The following is a 19885-nucleotide window of genomic DNA, read 5'->3' on the forward strand; positions in this document are numbered from 1 at the left end:
CGAAAGCTACAATGCCGAACCATCTGTTCACGTTTATCCGATACCCGCTATTGACGAACTCCGAATAGATTATGTATCTAAAGCGGCTGGTGATCTATCTCTCCGGTTAGTCAACACAGTTGGGCAATCGGTTTTGCAATTACACAACAAGGTTACGGAAGGTCAGAATTCAATCCGGGTTCCGGTGCGAAACCTAAATCGGGGCATATACATCCTGTATATGAATCAGGGTGACCGCCAGCTTAGACGAAAGATTCTACTTTCCGAATAAATCAATCTTTATAGAACGAAAGAAGCCACTCTGTCAATGGAGTGGCTTCTTTCGTTCTATAAAGATTGTGTTGCTTTTTAAGAAATTCGCTTCGTATCTCTGAGAAAGCTAAACTGTTCTAGTGGTTGATGATAAGTTTACGGCTGATGAGTTGCTCATCTTTGTGAAGCTGCACCAGATATACCCCCGGCGCCAACGCCGAGATGTCCAACTCCGCCCCGTCCCCAACGCTCTGCGCCCGGGTCTGCAACCGGCCCAGCACGTCTACCACCCGAACTTCGCCACCCCCCGTGCCTGACACCCGCACCAGATCAGCGGCCGGGTTGGGATACACCACCACCGACACCTCAACGCCACTCTCCTGGCTGGCCCCCGACCGGCCCCCGCTCAGCCGACTGAAGCGGAACTTCTGATTGTCGCCCCCCAAGTTTGACCACTGTTGCAGTGGGGCTCCGTCGGCCTGCGAATTGCCATCGATATCGAGCACTTTGTTGCTGTGGCGGGCCACGATGTTGAAGTAGCCGCCCCCCACGTCGACCAGTTTGAACTGCTGGTTATTCTGGTTGCTGGCCGTCCACTGGAGCACTTGAGCCCCGTCGTTACTCGAGACCCCGTACACATCGAGGGCTTTACCGGTGCTGAAGGTTTTGATTGAGTAATAGCCGTTGTTAAGGTTAGTGAATAACCATTTCTGGTTATCACCCCCGTTAACCGACCACTGAACGATCCGGCCGCCATCGTCTCGGGAACCGTTATAGAGTTCTAGTGCTTTACCACTGTGTTTGGCAATGATCGTGTAGAGGGCCCCCGACACGACCGGGGAGGTTGACTGACTGCCGCTGGCGGTGAAGTTGGCCGTGTAGGTAGCACTGGCCGAAGGCACCGTCAGGCTCGCCCCCAGGCCCGAACTCCAGCCCGTGAACTCGTAGGCCACCCCGTTGCTGGTCTGGGGGGTGGGCACACTCAGGTTCACCGTGCTGCCGACAAGGAATGTCTGGGAGTAGGGCGTGGTGCGCGTCTGCCCGTTGAGGCTCACCTGCAAGCCCGCCGGACTCGTCACCCAGCTCAGACTCACCGTCTGGACCGGCGCGCTCACCGGCTGGATGGTCGGATTGCAGCTCCCCGTCCCCACTGCCCCGTGGCTGATGTTGTCCAGCGGACTGTCCTTGAGGCCCCCCGAGCTCACCAGTTGCAGGTCGCACACCACCGTGTTGTAGGAGCCCGTGTTGAGGTACAGCCCGTTGGCACAGTTGTTGGCCCGGTTGCTCTCGAAGATGGTCCCCAGCACCGCCGGGATCCGCTCGTCCTGATACACACTCATCTGGTGATACTCCAGGTAGTTGAGGTAGCCCTCGGGGTAGTTGGCATCCACCACGGCCGGCACGTTGGGCTGGCCCGCCGTCAGGCTGTTGCCCCGCATCTCCATACCGATCACGGAGGTGCCGAAGGTGCGCGTCTGCACGTGCTGCACCGCATGCACCCCAATGAATACCCCATTCGTTCGGTCTAAGTTAGCTACCGTATTATTTAGAATTTGGTTATTATACATAGGAATGAACTGCTGACGGCCCGTGTTCTGCTGGAGGGGGGTGAAGTCGATCGAGCCGCTGTTGGTCAGCGTGTTACCCACCACGGCCACTTCGCTCGTGGCGTTGTGGTAGAGGGTGATGCCCCGGCGGTTGCCCTCCAGGGTGTTGCCCTGCAGGAGCCACCGGCGGGCTCCCCAGTTGAAGATCGCATAATTGCTGCCCGCCCCCGGCACCACATCCCACCCCCGGTCCAGGTTCAGCGTGGTCCCGCTGCGGCTGGTGATGCTGCGCCACTGGCCCATGCCCGTCCCGCTGACGATGGCCACGATTGGCTTGCGCTGGAAGCTGCCCCAGTTCTTGCCGTTGTCGGTCAGGCTCGTCGCCCCCGCTGCACTCACCGTCCCCGTCTCCTCATCGACGCGGTCGGTGCCGCCCCCCTCGGCAATGATCGTCTCGCCGTCGTTGGCGTTCTGGGCCGGTCCGTTGATGACCCTGAAGAGGTTGCCCAGCACGGCGATGTTCTCGGTGAAGTTCAGAATCAGCACGTGTTGAAGCAGGTTGGCGGGGTAGCGGGCCGAGCCGTCGCGGTACACCCGGTTCTGCTCGAAGACCCCCTCGTGGGTGTAGTCGAAGTTCAGTCCGTTCACCGCGAAGGTGATGTTGTTGCGGGTCAGGACGAAGTTGGTGCTGGCATTCATGTTGATGGGCCCCCGGTAGCTGCTGTTGTTGTTGACCCCCTGGGTGAAGTCCGAGTTGGCCAGCACCAGCTGGTCGGTGTTGCTGAGCTCCATCCAGTCCCCCCGGTTGAGGTCCAGCCGGACGCGCTGCATGAACACCTGACTGACCTGATTGGCCCGCAGGTTGCCCATGGCGGAGCTGCCGCTGTTGTCGATGTTGAGCAGCGAGAGATCGGCCAGACCCGACAGGCTGGTGCCCGGGGCAAACAGCACGGCCATGTGCGAGCTCTCCAGCTGGTAGCCGTAGCGGAGCACGGTCTGGTCCTTGCCCGCCCCCTGGACCACCACCCGGTTGCGCATGCGCAGGTACTCGAAGTAGTAGTGGCTCAGCTTGTAGTTGCCCGCCGGCAGGTAGACAATGCCGCCCCCGTCGGCGGCCGCCCGGTCGATGGCGGCCTGGATGGCGGGCTGGTCGTTGGCGTTGCCGTCGCCCACCGCCTTGAGGCTGAGCCGGCCGTCGGTCTTCACGTTGTAGACGTTGCCGGTGAAGTTGAGCCGGGCCGCCCAGCCCACGCCGAGCCCGAAATAGTCGCCCCCGGCGGGCACCGCCGTCAGGGACTGGCTGAGCCGGGTCTGTCCGTTGGTTCCGCCCGTGCCGTTGCTCACCAGCAGGGAGTAGGTGGTTCCGGGCTGGAGCCCGGCGGGCATCACCAGGGAGAGTTTGTAGGGGTCGCTCTGGCTGAGGTTGACGGAGGCCTCCAGGGTGACGCCGTTGGCCGTCAGTCGGACCTGTGGGGTGGCGTTTCCCAGCCGCAGGTTCCGGCCGAAGATGCGCAGGGGCCCGCCCGGGCTGATGATGAGTCCGTCGGCGTGGTGAGCCTGGGCCTGGTTGATCCAGACCGCGGGGCTTCGTTGTCCCTGGTCCTCGACCCAGACCTGGTAGAGGTCGGCGGGGGTCTGGGCGGGAATCTGGGCGGCCAGGTGGTTGGCACTCTGGGTCAGGATGGGCAGGGGGGTGGGTGTGTTGGCGTTACCCACGAGCATGAAGGCTTTGGCGGTGGGGGAGAAGTTTCCCTGCAGGCTGATGGCCTGACCGGGCAGGGCGGTGGCGGTGGTGTTAAAGAGCGCCAGCTGTGCCCACACGGGCTGAATACCTAAAAGTAGTAGAAAATTAATGTTGTTACACAGATTATTGACAGAGTATAGCGCTCTTAGATAAAGCCTATTTCGGGCTTTATCATAATAAGTAACGATCTTTGGGTGTGAGTTTACTAATAGATGACTAAAAGTCGAGAAACTACCGGAAGTAGACTCAATAAGAGGTATATATATTGAGTTTCTCGCATTTGGTACTATCTGGTGTTGTCAAAAAATCAATTAACAAGCACACTAGATTTAAAAAAACTGAAAAATAACAACTACTTGCTTTAGTAAGTACTTTTTCATGCAGTTTTGGTGGTTTAATTGAATTTTGTGCAAGTATAAGAAAAACTACCGTTTAATAAAGAAATCAATTTTAAATATCACAGAAAAATACAATTTAAAATCTTTAGAAGCGTATAATTAAGGTAACTTGTAGTCTAAATTATTCAGATGAATGACTATAAATATGAATCTAAACGGACAATTATGCGGACTGTCGCACTAACGCATCACCTTGACATTCAATCGACTTCTGTTGATTACAGGCGTGGTCATCCGCTGGTTTTTAATGCCTATTTATAATTAATCCAACCAACACAAGCATACGGGCCACAGTAGAATAGCCGGTATTCATGTATTAGTTGGATTATACTGCTCCTGAACGAATCGATTCAGGAGATGCAGCGATAGTCTCGTATAGTGTATTTTTACCTATATGTAATTTTGGTCACTTTTAAGGTAAAGCCCATTGGAAAGTCAATTAAGTCAAGTTGATTTACTAATCCGTTTGGAGCGGCATATTTCTATTTGAAAGCTAAACTGTTCTAGTGGTTGATGATAAGTTTACGGCTGATGAGTTGCTCATCTTTGTGAAGCTGCACCAGATATACCCCCGGCGCCAACGCCGAGATGTCCAACTCCGCCCCGTCCCCAACGCTCTGCGCCCGGGTCTGCAACCGGCCCAGCACGTCTACCACCCGAACTTCGCCACCTCCCGTGCCTGACACCCGCACCAGATCAGCGGCCGGGTTGGGATACACCACCACCGACACCTCAACGCCACTCTCCTGGCTGGCCCCCGACCGGCCCCCGCTCAGCCGACTGAAGCGGAACTTCTGATTGTCGCCCCCCGAGTTCGACCACTGTTGCAGCCGGGGGCCGTCGGCCTGCGAGATGCCGGCAATATCGAATACTTTGTTGCTGTGGCGGGCCACGATGTTGAAGTAGCCGCCCCCCACGTCGACCAGTTTGAACTGCTGGTTATACTGCCCGTTAGATGACCATTGAAGAACTGAGGCACCATTATCCATTGATACACCGTAGACATCCAATAATTTGCCGCTTGAAACTGACTTAATCGAGTAATAGCCGTTGTTAAGGTTGGTGAATAACCATTTCTGGTTATCACCCCCGTTAACCGACCACTGAACGATCCGGCCGCCATCGTCTCGGGAACCGTTATAGAGTTCTAGTGCTTTACCACTGTGTTTGGCAATGATCGTGTAGAGGGCCCCCGACACGACCGGGGAGGTTGACTGACTGCCGCTGGCGGTGAAGTTGGCCGTGTAGGTAGCACTGGCCGAAGGCACCGTCAGGCTCGCCCCCAGGCCCGAACTCCAGCCCGTGAACTCGTAGGCCACCCCGTTGCTGGTCTGGGGGGTGGGCACACTCAGGTTCACCGCTAGCTAGCTAGCCCATTTTCGTCACTGTGGGGTTTATGAGCGATGCTGTCATCGGTGAGCAGTACCCCATCGGGTTCCTGAATTTGGCGAATCAGGGGTTTAACGTGTTGCCCCAGCATTCGATTATCACCTTGCAGTCGGTTGAGCAGATCGGTCACTGCATCGTGGCCTACAGCTCCATCCGTCAGCCGTGACAGACCAGTAGCGGTAGTCTGGCCAAAGCTACTGAGTAAGTAGTCGGTATAAAGGTCAAGAGTTGTCTGCATATTCAAAGTTAAACCTGCCGCTCAAAAGGTGGCGTAACATCAGTTAATAGCTGTTGGGCATATGCCCAGATGGACTCAAAACCATGTTGAATAACCTGCTTTTTTTGATAAACTTGATCAAAGCCAACCTCAAATTCTTGCCAGGTACCCCCCTTATTGGATACGTTGGTAGTGGCTCAACTGTGTTGATCAGCAAAAGTAGCCATTGTATAGATAAGCTCTAAAGTATTGATTTTGTCATACTTACGCCATAAGGTTATCCATGCTTTCGCCTGGGATTGACAACTATCAACACAGTTCAGCCACTACCAATGATTCAATAAACGGGTTATCGGTCGGTTTACCAGGCCTGGAAAAATCCAGCGTTACTCCGTTATCATACGCCCACAAGTCCAGCGCCTTCGAAATAAATTCACTCCCGTTATCGACTTGAATCCGTTGGGGTACAGTCAAATCTACAATTTTTAAGTGATTCATCACTGCTACTACGTCTTCTGCTTTTAATGACTGTCCGACGTTAATGGCTATGCACTGACGACTATAATTATCCACTATAGTTAACGCCCGGATTTTTCGCCCATCAAAAAGCTGATCGGCCACAAAATCCATACTCCAGCACTGATGGATACTGGAGAGTTGAGGGCGTTCCATCCGGTGGGCAGCGGCTCGGTTACGACGGGGACGCTTGCTTCTGAGATGCAATCCTTCTTCACAATACACCCTATACACCCTTTTGTGGTTGTCACGCCAGCCTTCCCGGCGCAACAGCACATAAATCCGCTGATAACCGTACCGAACCCTTACTTGGGCAATTTCTTTGATTCGTTTCCGGATCACGGAGTCATCTCGACGACGAGACTTAAACGGCAAGGAAGATCGACGGAACTGAATAACAGAGCAGGCACGACGGGCTGAAACACGATAATTTTCGATTAAACTTGAGGCCAGTTTTCGTTGCTGAACTGGCCTCAAAGCTTTTTTTTGAGCACATCCTGAAGCATTTGTTTGTCTAGGCTAAAGTCGGCCACTAGCTGTTTCAGTTGACGGTTTTCTTCCTCCAACTGGCGTAATCGGTGCAGTTCGGCAACACCCAATCCGCCATACTTCTTCTTCCAATTGTAAAAGGTGGCCTCGCTAATGCCCATTTTGCGGCATACTTCAGCTACGGCTACTCCCGTCTCAGATTGTTTGAGAGCAAAAACGATTTGCGCTTCGGTGAACTTCGTTTTCTTCATGACGATTTGTTTGATTTAAGTTAATCCAAATCGCCCGATTTTCTCTACTTTATACTGGAACGCTTTTCTGGGGGGAGGTCACAGTACAACCCGCCCCCCTTTGCGTTGAATTGTCCGGCATTTTGCCATTGCCTGGAATGCATCTTGTGACCCCTCCGAATCGATCCCTTTAATATTTCGGCGGTGCGTGTGGAAGCCGTAGCGCTTATATTTGTGGGCCTCGTCTAAGAATAAACCATCTACACCTAACTGCGCAAAATGTAAAATATCGTCCTGCTTGCGGTCGGCCTGCGCTTTGCGCCTGACCTCAACGCTCAGTTTTAATTTGTTCAGCGCCTTAATGTGTTTTTTACTGGCGCGTTGGTCTTCTCTGGATGAACTGCCCTGCGCTTCAATTCGGGCAATTTCTTCACTGATCAATTCTTCCTCGGCGGTCGGGTCGGAAGGTATAAATTTCAAGAATGATTGCGGTAAAACAATTCCATCAAATTTATTGGTGGCAATGCGTTGTAGAAACCGTTTTCGATTGGTGGTTTCCAGATCGGATTTCTCCGGTACATAAATTAACGCGGCCGGATACAGCGTTTGCCACGCTCTAGCAAAATCCCTTACCGTTGAATTTTGCACGGCAATAATGACCTTCGACAATCGCCCTAGCCGTATCATTTCCATTGCCGCTGAAATCATGGTAAAGGTCTTACCCGTACCTACTTCATGGGCCAACATGGTATCCTCATCTTTTATCCGTTCAACGCCTTTAAACTGGTGGTTCCGCAAAAAAATGAACGGACTGGCACCGGGATAATGGGCAACCTGTGGCCGGTGGTACGTTTTAAATACGTGGCCGTTAAAACGGTCATTAAACGCTTTTTCTATGCGTTCCACGTAGTTTGTCCGGCAGTAGTCAATAAACAGCTCCTGTAGGACTTCCTGCGCTTGTACGGCCTGTGAAGTGGCTTCAATGTCTTTAACCTCCCGCTTATTACCTTCTGCGTCAAGAATGGTTTTTGTAACCACGACGCTACGTCCATTAAGCGCGGATTCGATCAAATCAGATGCTTTACGCTCTGCCGTTCCCATAGATCGGTTTTTCACCGCGTACGGATTGTTGACTGTAAGATCATATGCACAGGACTGATCGTTATACCGTAAGCGTATATCCAGTTCAAGTTCGTGCTTTATCCACTCCGTAATTAGTTCGGCTGGTAGCCAGACGGAACCTAACTGGAAAGTGATTAATGAGAGCGGAACCGTTGGGGGCATGACAGCTTCCAGGGCAAGAATGTTGGCCTGTAATGCCGGTTTCTGATCCAGCCATAATCTTGCCTGTACTATCTTCTCCCGAATATCCCCTGACAAATACGTGTCACGATCAATCAACTTATCAGTCGCCGGGTGTCGAAAAACCAATCGTTTTGTGATTAATTCATGCTCTACTTCGGAAATTGTTTTGGTTAATTTTGCCGCTATAAAGGCGCTGTCTATGCGTCCGCACTCATAAAGAGAAACCCGTAATGCATCCTCGGCGGTTTCGACCACTGACAAGGGACGGAGCGGATAAACCCGCTCGGTCAGAATAGCCGATTTACTAATGATATCTTTTCCGTCCTTTCCTTTTTCAATCAGTTCAAGGGCCTGAACCATCAAAAATTTAGGGTCGTACCCTTCCAGAAAAGCAATTGAGCGGTTTTTATTAAGCTTACCGAAACAACCCGTAAAGCGGTAATATTCGTTGTTTAATGCCTGCCGCAATGGGTCGGTAACTACGTCGGCTTCTGCGTTCAGTTCCGCACGTAGCAACGCAGAGAAGGCGGCTTTTAAGGTCTCGTACTCGCGGATAATCAGGGATTGAGTAAAACTGCGCCCTTTGATGTTTACGCGTCCTGCATAGCCATTCACCGCCATACGGCCCAATTCACCAAATGGGTTCCGGTTAAGAGGTTTAAAAATGGCTGCTGGCAAAAAGGTTAATGCGCCGTCAAGACGAGTGGTCAATTCGTTGGGATTAGCCAGAAATAACGTTTGGGAATCTCCCCGGTATAAACTTCCTTTTCCTACTTCTTCGGCCAGAAACATTTCACCCAGCATCATTGCAGGCCGCTCGGCAAAATACTCATTTATGATAATCGATTTCGCAATTTCGGTTTCTTCATCGACCGGGGCTATCGTGCGTACGGTCGTTGTTCCGACATATGAAAATTGACTAAACCGGCGTACACTAGCTACGCACTTTTGCATAAATAAAATATCGGTCGTTACTTCTGTACCTGCGTTTTGCTCAAACGCACAACTTGGCAACCGGATAGCCCCTACCAGTTCCATTCCTTCCCGATGCAAGCGTTGGCGAAACTTACGGCTTCCACTATCCAGCGTTCCCGCTGAGGTTATCAGAGCCAGTAATCCCCCTTCCCGAATTAACCGGGCTGAACGGCCAATAAAGTAATTATGAATTGGTAGATCGGATAAATCCCGATTGTGACGGTCGTACACCTTGTAGTTGCCAAAGGGTACATTTCCAATGACTAAATCAATACTTTCAAGCTGAATCTGTACGTCCTCAAACCCGCTCGCGTGGGTTTCAAGTTCAGGATACAGCAACCCTAGAATCTGCGCCGTCAGTGTATCCTTTTCGATAGCCGTTACGCGGCTTTGCTGACGTAAATTGTCCGGCATGGCACCAATAAAATGACCACTACCCGCCGCGGGCTCTACCATGCGCCCTCCGGTAAATCCCATTGAAACAACGGCTTGCCAGATGGCTTTGATAACGGTATGACTGGTGTAATACGCATTTAGCGTTGATTGGGAAGCACGTTCTATTTCTTCATCAGATAACAGTTCCCCTAGTTCCAAACGTGCTTTATAATAGCGTTTACCCCAACGTTCCACCTCGGCGCTCATGGGCGAGAGCTGGGCGGTAGCTTCTCCGTACTCGGCAAAGGCTTCCAGATTCCACACGTTTGCCAGTTCCCCCCAGCCTGAAAACTGAACTAACAGCTTTTTTTCGTCGTCGGTAGCCAGTCGATCTTCCCGCAATAATTGTTTGGCTAACCGGATAGCCGTGACGTTGGCAATTAATTTGGCTTTTTCTCCAAAAGGGGTTAATACAGTATTCTGATTAATTCGGAAATAGGAATGCAGGGGGGGATTGCGTCAAGCAGTCCAGAAGCCGCAAGCGCGGTTGGCTGGGTAAGCTGGCTAACGACCTCTTTAGTCAGGACATCAAACCCAATGGAATCAAAGATGCTCAACTGCTGGTACAAAGATTGTCCAGCCGTCGTTTTTTCTTTACGGAGCGGTTCATTAAAAGGGCGTATTTGTTGCGATTATCTATTAATAAAATACACCTTTATTTTCAAATAATCAATTATAAAATCAAATATGCGAAATCAATTAAACGCTTTTCCCCTTATTCCCTGTTGTGGTGGGAGTGTCTGTCACTAACGGTAATATCTATACGTTTGATAAGATGGTATTGTGTAACCAGGTGTGGTGCAGTAGTTCTTTGCTTAATCCCTGTCGCCTGGCACGTACTATTGTCAGTAGATTCGGTAGCGTTTGAATAAAGCAGCAATGAGCCTGCTACCAGGCTCATTGCTATGATGGGATTCAGGTAATTTCTTACAAGGAATCAACAACGAGTACTTTACCGTTCGAAAGTTTTCCGATGATGTGTAGCAAATTTCGATCAATAAGCCAGGCTTGGGGAAACGCAGTGTAAATATCCGCTTCCCCTACGCAGAAAAAGCCACCCGTAGCTTTCTGGACAACATCAACTTACTCATTGAAGGCCAAATAATAATTACCCTCACCGATCAGTACGGTTGGCATAACCAGTTTATTGTTGTTGTATTGAATACCGTGTTGGTTGGCATCCCTAAGTAGGGAGGCTTGTTGAGTAGTCATAGCGGTCACGATTATTGATTTACTAAAGATAGTAAATTATTAGCGTCAACCGAAGCTAAATCATTAACAGTCAGAGTAATAGAAAAGACTTATCCCCTCTATCCCGTTACTTATACCGGGAAATTGACTTAGTGCCAAATTAATTCATCTGTTTTAAAGTCCGGATGATAGACCGTCCCATTTAGGTCTTGAACGGTGAGCACGATACGGGTTGCACCCTGTTGGATGACTGATGAAACCAGTTGCTGAATTTGTTTTTCCCGCTGTTGAGGCTGGTCCGATGGTTGCTGAAGTGGTGCAACGGCGGTTCTTGTCCTGCCTTTATAGTATTCGTACAAATCCAGTATTTGAGCCTGTGGGTACAAATCGTTAACTGCGTCAAAGTGAACCGTCATGAGTTTAGCCCTGTAAGGTTTATCCTTTTTATACTAGTCTGGGAGTGCATCCTGCATCCTATCAAATATACTACCTATTGGCTTTCACTCAGGATAACTGCTCTATTAATGTTTCGGGGTTTGCCTTGGCTTTGTAGTAGTCCCTTTCTGGTGAAATGTTATTAGCTGTGCTGGCTTTGAGTTGCTTACCGTTGGAATACCCTGTTGATGCGGATTAGCGGCCAGGGGTGGTTTGGGCGGGGGTAGCAGTTGAATATGTCGTGGGTTGGCGACGCTCTGCCGGATGATCTGTTTAGTCGTTTCCCATCGACGTCCATTTAGCATATCAATGGCAGTAGTGGTACGTTCAGCGTCATCAAAAAATGTAATTGCCCGGCGCGTATGCTCAAGTGCTTGTGGGGAAGGGTTAAACTGATTTTGATAGTTAATTAATATTCTCTCAAATGGCATTTTCTGGAGCAACTCGGCTAAATCAACGTAATCCCGACGGGCTCCCCGGTTAGCGGCCGCATGAAGTTTCATGGCCGATGCATCATCGAGACCTATTACTCTCAACCCATTGACCTCAAGCGGGCTGTGCTTCATTGGGTAAGGAAACTTGATCATATCCAGTTTAACACCGTCCAAAAAGCTCCTGATCCCCAGGTCACCCATAGACGTTATATCCAACCGGTCCCCGAAGGTTTTCTCCATAAAGGATTTCATCTTGGGCGCTGTTACATTAAGGGGACTGAAGAGGTCAATGTCAGTGCTCATGCGGTGACCCAGTTGAAGCGTTAGTGCCGTTCCTCCGCACAGGACAAATCCAGCCTCCTTAAGGGTTGGGTTCGCCATTAATTCATGAAGTACGTTGAACGTACTGGTATCCAGGCTCTGATAATGCAGCATCATTTTCTACGCGGGTTAAACACTCCGCATTGTCATTATAAAATGAATTTTCAATAGACAATATAGAAAATATTTATCGTTAAAAATAGCTTATTGCCTAGTAATGAGCTAATTATCTTAGCTCATTACTAGGCTTTCGAATGCTTTCACTACGAGTACGTTCTTAAAAACTGACGAATTGGATAGGTTCTGCGGCTTTTTTGCGGCTGCTCAGGAAAGCAGTTGGCTCAACACTCCACCACAAACTGCAGAAAGAAATGGTAGTCGACTGGAGTTCGGGGGCGTTAAATAATGCCTGTTTAATTCGGTCAATACCAAAATAACGGACTGCCATGGCTCGGTCCTCATGCGTACCATTGTCCATTACCCTTGCTATAATCGTATCCGCATCGACTGGGTTATTGATATCCATCTTTTGAGTATCTAAACCCCAAAAACTACGTTTATTGAATTGCAGAGAAACGGGTTTGGATTCAGTGGAGACATTCATCGTTTTTGTCGTTTAAATCTGATTTGTTGACCGGCAGAGTCCTGTTGTTAAGAAAACCATTAATACCTAAAAATAAGCGAGATAGGTGTCGTAGTCAAGTATTTTAGGCCTGTTTCGACTTAAGGCGTTAACAGGCAGTAATTTAGAATTATGGGTGTGAGGCAGCGGATTGTTGACGTATTCTTCCCATACGTGGCAGGATCGCAGCAGGCGAATCATCTGGACCTCCACGCCAGTCTGATGAATCATTAGGATCTGAATAACCATTATTGCCTAGTATTGGCACCAAAATCGTCAAGGAGCGTTTTATTAGAAACAGACCAACTACTGTCAGGCTAATGTAAAACATGGTTGAATAGATTTCATTTAAGTTTGATGGCTTCAACATCCAGCCGCTGCCCCAAAAAAGCATAAGCCCGATCAAACTGAGAGTGATTCCTTTTCTTAATTTAGTTTTGGCAACGGGTTTACTACTATACTTTAGGTAGACAAAATCTTGTAATAAGATCAGAAACAGAATGAGCAGTTTTATTCGCCAAGTGACGATAAAAAGACTGCTGGCTTCTTCGGTTTCCTCCAGTCTAACAACGATTCTGTCCATAAACTGATGTGGTAAGTTCATCGTCTGTAAGATTCGGTTACCGATCACGTAGTAGTGAAAAATCAACAGGGCATATGGTAACCATTCATAATCACAAAAAGCACTCTCTTTGTCTTGTTCAATGTCCTTTCTCATAAGTGGTCGACTATTTGATGTAAGTTGAGATACCGTTAGATTGAGATCAAATTCATGATAGGTTATTCTGATTGTCGGCGTTTCGAATTAATTCACCGATTTGATTTTGTACTAAATCCATATTTTCCTGAAAACGCAGTTCAATCTGCTCGTCGGTAAGTCCTTCCAATTCTGGATGAGCTGGTAAGATTGTCGATCGACGATTTGCCAGCCAGGGGGTCGATTCTAGAGGGATTTTGGCAATAAACTTTGCTTGTCCTTCTGAACCGGCGAATGAAGGTGATACTCTCCCGGCGAAATACCCGTAAGGCATCGTCCGTAGCATGTCTTCAGTAATCATCCTGGCCTTTTTTGTTCTGGATGCAGACTCATCAGTGCTCCATTCATCTACTTCATTCAGCCGACTGGCCACGCGCGCCGCTGAGGGTCCGAAACAGGCCCCCGTGATAAGGGTGTTAGGTAGATCGAAAATTGCTTTTGCTTCGTGTTTACCATAGTTACGTTCCAGCTGAACTACGTCCTGCATTGTAAAACAGGTAGCTACTTTATTCGAGCGGCCGGTTGCTAACAAATTATCAAGTCCATCGATATAGATCGTAGGCAATTCATCGACGATAAATGCCTTTTTGCCGTCATCCCGCCTGTTAACCTGATGACCAACCTGTCTGGCCAGCAACGCTAAGGAAACACCATAGGCTGAGCTATGCTCCGGATGATTAATTAGGCTTAGAATTTTTGGGGCCTTCGAATCATTAATATCCACCAAGGGCTCCTCGCCAGTCATAATCCAGTACATCTCCGGATTAGCCAGACGAGATAGCCCTACTCGGGTAACAGCCAGTATGCCTTCAATATGGTCAAATGAATCCGTTGAGATACCTTCTTCAAAGCAGTTTCGCAAAGGCTGAATCAAGGGATCTAATTCCGGGAGCGTGTCCAATAAGGCAAATACGGTTTGATAATCCTGAAGCGCAAATTCAATCAGATGGGGTAAACTACAGTAAGAAGTCGATATATTTTTACTTGCCATTTGCGCATCAGTATATCGTTTCAGAAACCACAAACAGGAGGCCAGGTAAGTAATGCTTGACTCGACGAAAAAATCACCTCGTTGCTGTATCCAAACTTTATTCAGATTGCAAAGAATGGAAGCAGCGGCCAGTTGAGCATCTATAATACTCAGTAGCTGATTGCCTGCAAAGGGGTTGCAGCGTACCGAATGGGTAGGTGACATAAAATTAACTGCATGAAACGTAGCGTCTACCCCATATTGTTTTTTGAAGACATGCTGGTTTGTCTGCAGGGTGTGAAAGGCGACTTGACTTAAATAATCGTCCTTATATTCGTAAAGCGAAGTAACAAATCCCTTCTCAATAAACTGCTTGACATAGTTGTGAACAATCGTCTTGGTCTTACCGGATCCGGGGGAACCCAGAACCAGATTTCCCCGGAAAGGATTGAGAACGTTTAACCATTCCTTATATTTGCCAGCATAAAAATCATTGGTTACCAAGGGAATGTTTATGGAATACTCGTTACCCTGAAAGCTGGTAAACTGGGAAAATGCGTGGCCTAAGTGGTCGGAATCATTGAAAATGTTTTCCATAGGTTAGTCTGTTTTTAGTTGAAGTCCTTTGCTTTTTTATGCTTGTTTAGTTGCCACGTAGCGGGTTAAATTAAAGTGGCAGATTAATTGCCGTCTCATCAACAGCTATAGGTTGCCGGGTAGGATTTTGAGCCAGCACCTGCTGAAACTGCGGCGTTTTTTCCATCTTTTCCCGAACTGTCTTACTGAGTGAATTATACAAGGCCCAGTCAAAATTGGTATAAGTCAGGGATTGGAATGAGAGATCGGTTTCAGGGTAAAACTCATCTTCTGGAAAAGCCTCGAGGCTGATAACGATAGGTTGTTTTCCCGTTTCCTGTTTGGTTGTGACTAAACACGGCATACCCAGGATCGATAACACGTCAAATGGGGTGTTATCGTATTCATCCCCAAATTCACGTCCTCTCATGGCGACGATATCTTTGTAGAGGTGAGCATTTTGTTGCAGTGATAAAAGATACTCTTTATGCACCAGAGCGGGCCGGGGTTGATCGCCAATTATTAGCGTTATTGACGGAATTACCCAGGTTAATAAGAGACGAGGCCGGATGGTAGTGACGTTGTTCCAAACGGTTGGTAAACTACCAAGCTCAATAATTCGACGTAGTAAAGCGGGGTGAGCCGCATCAGGTAGTTGCTCCCGAAGTTGGTTCTTTTTGATGATCGTAGTTAAGCTCATGATTGAAACAGATTTACGTAAACCAGGTGGGGTAAATTAATTGGCAAAGGCTTCCAGGTAGTGGTAAAGCCGGCGTCTTGACCAGGGCAGGCGGTCGCCACTGTGGAGGAGCATCATGCCTTTACTGGCCCTGCTTGCACTGATTTTTCTGCCGGCCGGTGGCGATGAATCATGAAACCGTTTAATGTAAATTGGATTAATTAGATGGCCTTTGTTGATGCGCAAAAAATGAGGAAGTATCGCTTCGATTCGCTTCAGCGTACTAGCCAGTATATGCTTTTCTCCATTGGCCAGGTATAACCACGTATAATTACGTTCGCCCTGCAAACGAATGATCTGGTCCGCCTCAATCAGTTCGCGACCATGGTATCCTGCAATCAACAAGTAGGATCCCGTAGAAGTGGATTTACCCTTTTTCATCGTAGTGTAATCATTACTTAACCAATGTCTTTTTATACGCAAAGATATTCTTATAAAATAATTTTCAAATTAATGAGATGAAGTTCAAATCAAATTATAAAAAAAGTCGACGAATTTTTTCATTTATCGACTTTTCAGGCATGTGGGCATGATGACCGGGTCGATAAGAGCAAGTAAGGCAATCGCTGCCGGCCTTTTTCCATAGGCAGTCGGGTTTTAGAGTAAATAGAGATTAGTTTACAAACCGAGTGGCTAGACCTAGCGATCAACCTTTTTTGGCAACTTGTTTTGGTTGGCTCTTGCCTCCTGCCTGCGATTTTTTCCAGGTTTGATAGCTATTTAGTATTGCCTGGCAGTTTTCGCTTGTCAGTTGCTTGATCTGCTCGGTGGTGGTAATTTGATGAGGTAAACGGGCATTGGTCTTACCATCAGTCACGTACTGGCCATGTGGACCCTGACGGACTTCATACTTTCCTACTTTGTGAATCAAATTTTCATGACGTTGCGGGAGCTGCTGGTTTTTCTTTTCCAGTAATTGTACGACCAGGTCCAGCGTAATTTGATCTGGTTCATACTGGCGTGCATCCAGGAATTCCCCTTTATACAGGACGTAAGTACCGTACTTCCCCTTGCCGGTTTTTACGGGTTCTCCATTAAGTTCTCCAACTTCAAGCATCGATGGAGTTCGGACGACGTCGTGCTGAGATGCATCCGCTAACTGCAGCAAATGCTGATGATCCGTATCAAACTCACTCACTACTTGTTTATAAGTAGCTTTTCCACCGGCAACTTCATCCAGACGCTTTTCCATGGAAGCCGTGAACGCGTAATCGACCAGTTTGCTGAAATTAGCTTCCAGATATTCAGTTACCTGATGGCCCACTGAACTCGGGACTAATTTGCTTTGATCACCGCCAACGGTTTGTTGCTCTACTTTTTTTTCCAGTTTATTATTTTCCAGGGTAAAAATAACTGATGGCAACTTTGAGGCTGGGATAGAATCAGTACGCACGTAATCACGAGCCTGAATTGTACCAACAATGCTGGCGTACGTAGATGGGCGCCCAATGTCCCGTTTTTCCAGCTCACGAACCAGACTGGCCTCATCATACCGTTTGGCGGGTTGGCTGTAGGTTTGTCGGCCAATGAGTTTCTGACAGCGTAGTTTATCTCCTTTGGCAATTTTTTTCAGGGATGTTGTTTCTTCTTCCCCTTCTTCATCGGTTTCTTCGTCATAAACGGCTAGGTATCCATTGAACTTTTCCACTTTGGCTACGGCCGTAAATAAATCCTGTGGATCAGCTGAGGTGATGAATATCGTAGTCTGTTCAAACAAGGCCGGTTTCATCTGGGAAGCCATAGCCCGACGATATATCAGTTCGTAAAGCGCCTGTTCATCCGGCGTATCACCAGCTTGTTGATGGTCAAAGTGAGTTGGTCGAATGGCTTCGTGAGCCTCTTGTGCAGCTTGCTTGGCCTTGAAGGTTCTTGCCTCAAAATAGGATGCGCCTAAACGGGTATTCACCTGTTCTTTAATGGCCTCGACGGCTTCCTGCGATAAATTAGGAGAATCCGTACGCATATACGTGATATGCCCTTTGGCAAATAACTCCTGAGCAACCTCCATTACTTTTTTGGCTGACCAGCGTCCCGCTTTCTTACTGAGCTTCCGGATTGCATCCTGTTGCAGGGTGGAGGTGGTAAAAGGTGGACTGGGTTGACGCACCAATGGTTTTACGTCAATGCTGGCCACGGAATACGTTTTCTGTACGGAGGCTTTTAAGTACGAAACAATAGCTTCTTCCGTCAGAAACGGTTGATGGTAGGTTGCCTTGATCCCTTCACCATTTGGTGTCAGGAATTCCCCCTTAAGTCTGAAATCCGATTTTGATTTAAAAGCTTCGATGGTTCGCTCGCGTTCCACAACTAAACGCAGGGCTACCGATTGGACCCGGCCAGCACTTAGCCGGTTGCCTAGCTTGCGGCTCATGAGTGGTGAAATCTCGTAGCCTGTCAACCGATCTATTGCCCGGCGCCCCTCCTGGGCACTTACCAGTTTCATATCCAGTACCCGCGGGTTTGAAACAGCTGCTGCAATCGCTTTTTCGGTGACTTCGTCGAAGGTCACCCGCTTGGTCTGGGAAATCGGAATACCGAGGATTTGAGCTAAGTGGAATGATATAGACTCTCCTTCCCGGTCCAAATCCGTTGCCAGATAACAGTTGGCAATCCCGACCTGCTGAGCCAGGCCTTTGATGTCCTTAACGATCTTCAGTTTATCAGGATGCAGCTCATAGCTCAGGCCATATCCCTGGTCCCGATGGACGCCCAATGATTTGAGGGGCAGATCCCGAAAGTGACCCACCGAAGCGACGACTTTCCAAACGCCAGCTCCGTAGAGTTTGTCGAGAATGGAACTGATCTTTTTACATTTATTCGGCGATTCAACAATTAGCAGTTTTTTCACGGGCACGGTTAGTTACAGGTTCGAAAAAGCAATGTGTACATCAGTAAAGATGTTGATGGCCGGTCGGCCAGCCGGATTGTAGCCATCGGCTTGATCCCCCCGCCAAGTTGAACGAGCTGGTCGGCGTTTATCAACGCTCGGGGTAAGTGTAGCAGCTGCTGCTGATCATAAACGGGTGGGGGCGTACCCCCCTGTCCCAAGCGGTAAAAGGACAGCGGCATGGGCGCCAGCAAATCCGAGCTGTTTTTTTGTTTATGCATGACTAAACGATAGTAGTGATTGCCTGCTGATTAGTCAGCGGGCAAAAAAACGCGTGAGAAACTGGGTAAGAAAAAGGGTTAGTCCGATAAAAGCCCCCCGTCCGTAGAGACCCCATTCATAGCGCTGGCCCGTGGGCGAAGTACCCAGCCAGAAATTGACCAACAGGAAAGCCAGTAGTAAAGCAGCCGACAAACATTTTAACAGATCACTCATTCGGCTACCAGTCCATTGTACTGCAGACAGTCGGCCGGCAATTTGAGAAAACCAAAATCTACCAACGAGAAGCAAAACACCAATGAGCATAAATTGCGCCCATAGTGGAAGATTCATCAGTTCATGTCCCGTTTGATATAATGTTCTTAGCATAGTATTTAATGAGTTACGGTTAAGTAGTCCTGGGGAAATCGCCATGACAGTTGTTCCCATTCTTCGACATGCTGGCCAGCTTTAGCGGAAAGCTTAAATTCGTGAGCCAGATGTGAGCCAAGTTGCTTGACAAATATTGGTATGCCAGCCGCTTCCAACTGATCACGTAGTGAAATCAACCATTCAAGTTGACACCTTCGATAGCGAAAATCTTTTTTTCCTGGCTGTCTGGTTTTATAGCCTGACTCGCCCCCCAGTATGGCCCAGTCGAAGGGTAACCGTTTGGAAGAAGCGGAGGTTGAGGGCTGAAGGAACGGGTTCAGATCGATCGGACCTAAAAGCGGTTCAAACGAAATGACTTTGTATTTAGCCCGAATATTTATCAACTCTGGGATTCGCAAGTCGGCGGCTTTCTGATCCTCCACTGAGGTTCCTATAATCACGTGGGAATAGCCGTTTGGATGATCCTTTGTACTCCAGTTTTGGGGTAAACGATTCATCACGCGCTCAGGATATTTGGTTAGAATCAAGTATAATAGCTTAGAGGTTTGCTCCAGTATGGGATATACCTCCTCACGCCAGGCATCCGCATAAGGAATGAAGAAGTCACTCATCGAATTCATGAATACGATTCGATCTTTTACCGGTTCATTGCCTTGTAATTGCCGGTTCCAGCGGTAGGGCGACTTCCAGACATCTTCACTGCTTCGACTGACAAGTGTAGGATCCTGTCCCCAGCGGTTGGCATGCCGGAACATATAGCACCGGGCGCAACCCCGGCTTTTCATCTCGCAACCTTTCCAGGGATTAAACGAATGTTTGGCCCAACCGATTAATGTGTTTGCACCCATTAGATTAAATAAAATTT

The 19885-nt window shown here is 48.6% G+C and carries 17 protein-coding genes and 3 pseudogenes; 2 read left to right on the top strand and 18 right to left on the bottom strand.

Features of this window, described 5'->3' with window-relative positions; translation table 11 throughout:
• The first annotated feature begins 40 nt into the window (after positions 1-40).
• Complete coding sequence (locus tag CWM47_RS40480; protein WP_394342032.1) at positions 41-271, top strand: T9SS type A sorting domain-containing protein; 231 nt, start codon at positions 41-43, stop codon at positions 269-271.
• 118 nt (positions 272-389) lie between these two features.
• Here CWM47_RS40480 and CWM47_RS39550 read toward each other — a convergent pair whose 3' ends face one another.
• Positions 390-1559, bottom strand: coding sequence for an RICIN domain-containing protein (locus CWM47_RS39550; protein WP_240625994.1), 1170 nt, complete (start codon positions 1557-1559; stop codon positions 390-392).
• Between the two features lie 36 nt (positions 1560-1595).
• On the opposite strand from CWM47_RS39550, the gene CWM47_RS39555 reads away from it, so the two are divergent.
• Positions 1596-1781 (top strand): hypothetical protein, encoded by a 186-nt coding sequence (locus CWM47_RS39555; RefSeq protein WP_240626013.1) that lies wholly within the window; start codon positions 1596-1598, stop codon positions 1779-1781.
• Between the two features lie 1029 nt (positions 1782-2810).
• On the opposite strand, the pseudogene CWM47_RS40485 reads toward CWM47_RS39555, so the two are convergent.
• The 17 genes and pseudogenes from CWM47_RS40485 to CWM47_RS34145 all read right to left on the bottom strand — a co-directional run.
• A pseudogene (locus CWM47_RS40485) lies at positions 2811-3521 on the bottom strand (glycosyl hydrolase family 28-related protein); the annotation flags it as partial.
• Positions 3522-4444: 923 nt separating this feature from the next.
• Entirely contained in the window at positions 4445-5287 is an 843-nt protein-coding gene (locus tag CWM47_RS34065; RefSeq protein ID WP_170069476.1) for an RICIN domain-containing protein, read from the bottom strand.
• A gap of 17 nt (positions 5288-5304) precedes the next feature.
• A pseudogene (locus tag CWM47_RS34070) lies at positions 5305-5568 on the bottom strand (IS701 family transposase); the annotation flags it as partial.
• A gap of 312 nt (positions 5569-5880) precedes the next feature.
• Positions 5881-6803, bottom strand: a pseudogene (locus tag CWM47_RS34075) (IS3 family transposase); the annotation flags it as partial.
• A 78-nt stretch (positions 6804-6881) separates the two neighbouring features.
• Positions 6882-9839, bottom strand: coding sequence for a DEAD/DEAH box helicase family protein (locus CWM47_RS34085; RefSeq protein WP_100992975.1), 2958 nt, complete (start codon positions 9837-9839; stop codon positions 6882-6884).
• 741 nt (positions 9840-10580) lie between these two features.
• Entirely contained in the window at positions 10581-10709 is a 129-nt protein-coding gene (locus CWM47_RS39910; RefSeq protein ID WP_262511994.1) for a hypothetical protein, read from the bottom strand.
• A 128-nt stretch (positions 10710-10837) separates the two neighbouring features.
• Entirely contained in the window at positions 10838-11104 is a 267-nt protein-coding gene (locus CWM47_RS34095; protein ID WP_100992977.1) for a hypothetical protein, read from the bottom strand.
• 105 nt (positions 11105-11209) lie between these two features.
• On the bottom strand, positions 11210-11995 hold the full coding sequence (locus tag CWM47_RS34100; RefSeq protein WP_100992978.1) for a nucleotidyl transferase AbiEii/AbiGii toxin family protein: 786 nt from the start codon (positions 11993-11995) through the stop codon (positions 11210-11212).
• Between the two features lie 160 nt (positions 11996-12155).
• A complete protein-coding gene (locus CWM47_RS34105) occupies positions 12156-12482 on the bottom strand; it encodes a DUF6922 domain-containing protein (RefSeq protein ID WP_100992979.1) in 327 nt (108 codons plus the stop codon).
• 148 nt (positions 12483-12630) lie between these two features.
• Positions 12631-13218, bottom strand: coding sequence for a YWFCY domain-containing protein (locus tag CWM47_RS34110; RefSeq protein ID WP_100992980.1), 588 nt, complete (start codon positions 13216-13218; stop codon positions 12631-12633).
• 52 nt (positions 13219-13270) lie between these two features.
• Entirely contained in the window at positions 13271-14824 is a 1554-nt protein-coding gene (locus tag CWM47_RS34115) for a type IV secretory system conjugative DNA transfer family protein (RefSeq protein ID WP_100992981.1), read from the bottom strand.
• Positions 14825-14894: 70 nt separating this feature from the next.
• Positions 14895-15503 (bottom strand): phage replication initiation protein, NGO0469 family, encoded by a 609-nt coding sequence (locus tag CWM47_RS34120; protein ID WP_100992982.1) that lies wholly within the window; start codon positions 15501-15503, stop codon positions 14895-14897.
• Positions 15504-15539: 36 nt separating this feature from the next.
• Positions 15540-15884, bottom strand: a complete 345-nt coding sequence (locus CWM47_RS34125; RefSeq protein WP_157816145.1) for a LytTR family DNA-binding domain-containing protein — start codon at positions 15882-15884, stop codon at positions 15540-15542.
• A 304-nt stretch (positions 15885-16188) separates the two neighbouring features.
• A complete protein-coding gene (topA, locus tag CWM47_RS34130; RefSeq protein WP_170069477.1) occupies positions 16189-18390 on the bottom strand; it encodes a type I DNA topoisomerase in 2202 nt (733 codons plus the stop codon).
• Between the two features lie 8 nt (positions 18391-18398).
• On the bottom strand, positions 18399-18650 hold the full coding sequence (locus CWM47_RS34135; protein WP_100992985.1) for a hypothetical protein: 252 nt from the start codon (positions 18648-18650) through the stop codon (positions 18399-18401).
• A 34-nt stretch (positions 18651-18684) separates the two neighbouring features.
• Entirely contained in the window at positions 18685-19017 is a 333-nt protein-coding gene (locus tag CWM47_RS34140) for a hypothetical protein (protein WP_100992986.1), read from the bottom strand.
• A gap of 5 nt (positions 19018-19022) precedes the next feature.
• The gene (locus CWM47_RS34145) at positions 19023-19868 is read right to left on the bottom strand and encodes a DUF5131 family protein (protein WP_100992987.1); all 846 of its coding nucleotides are present in this window, start codon (positions 19866-19868) and stop codon (positions 19023-19025) included.
• Positions 19869-19885: the final 17 nt, after the last annotated feature.

This window comes from Spirosoma pollinicola, assembly GCF_002831565.1.
In the GTDB taxonomy this organism is placed as follows: Bacteria; Bacteroidota; Bacteroidia; order Cytophagales; family Spirosomataceae; genus Spirosoma; species Spirosoma pollinicola.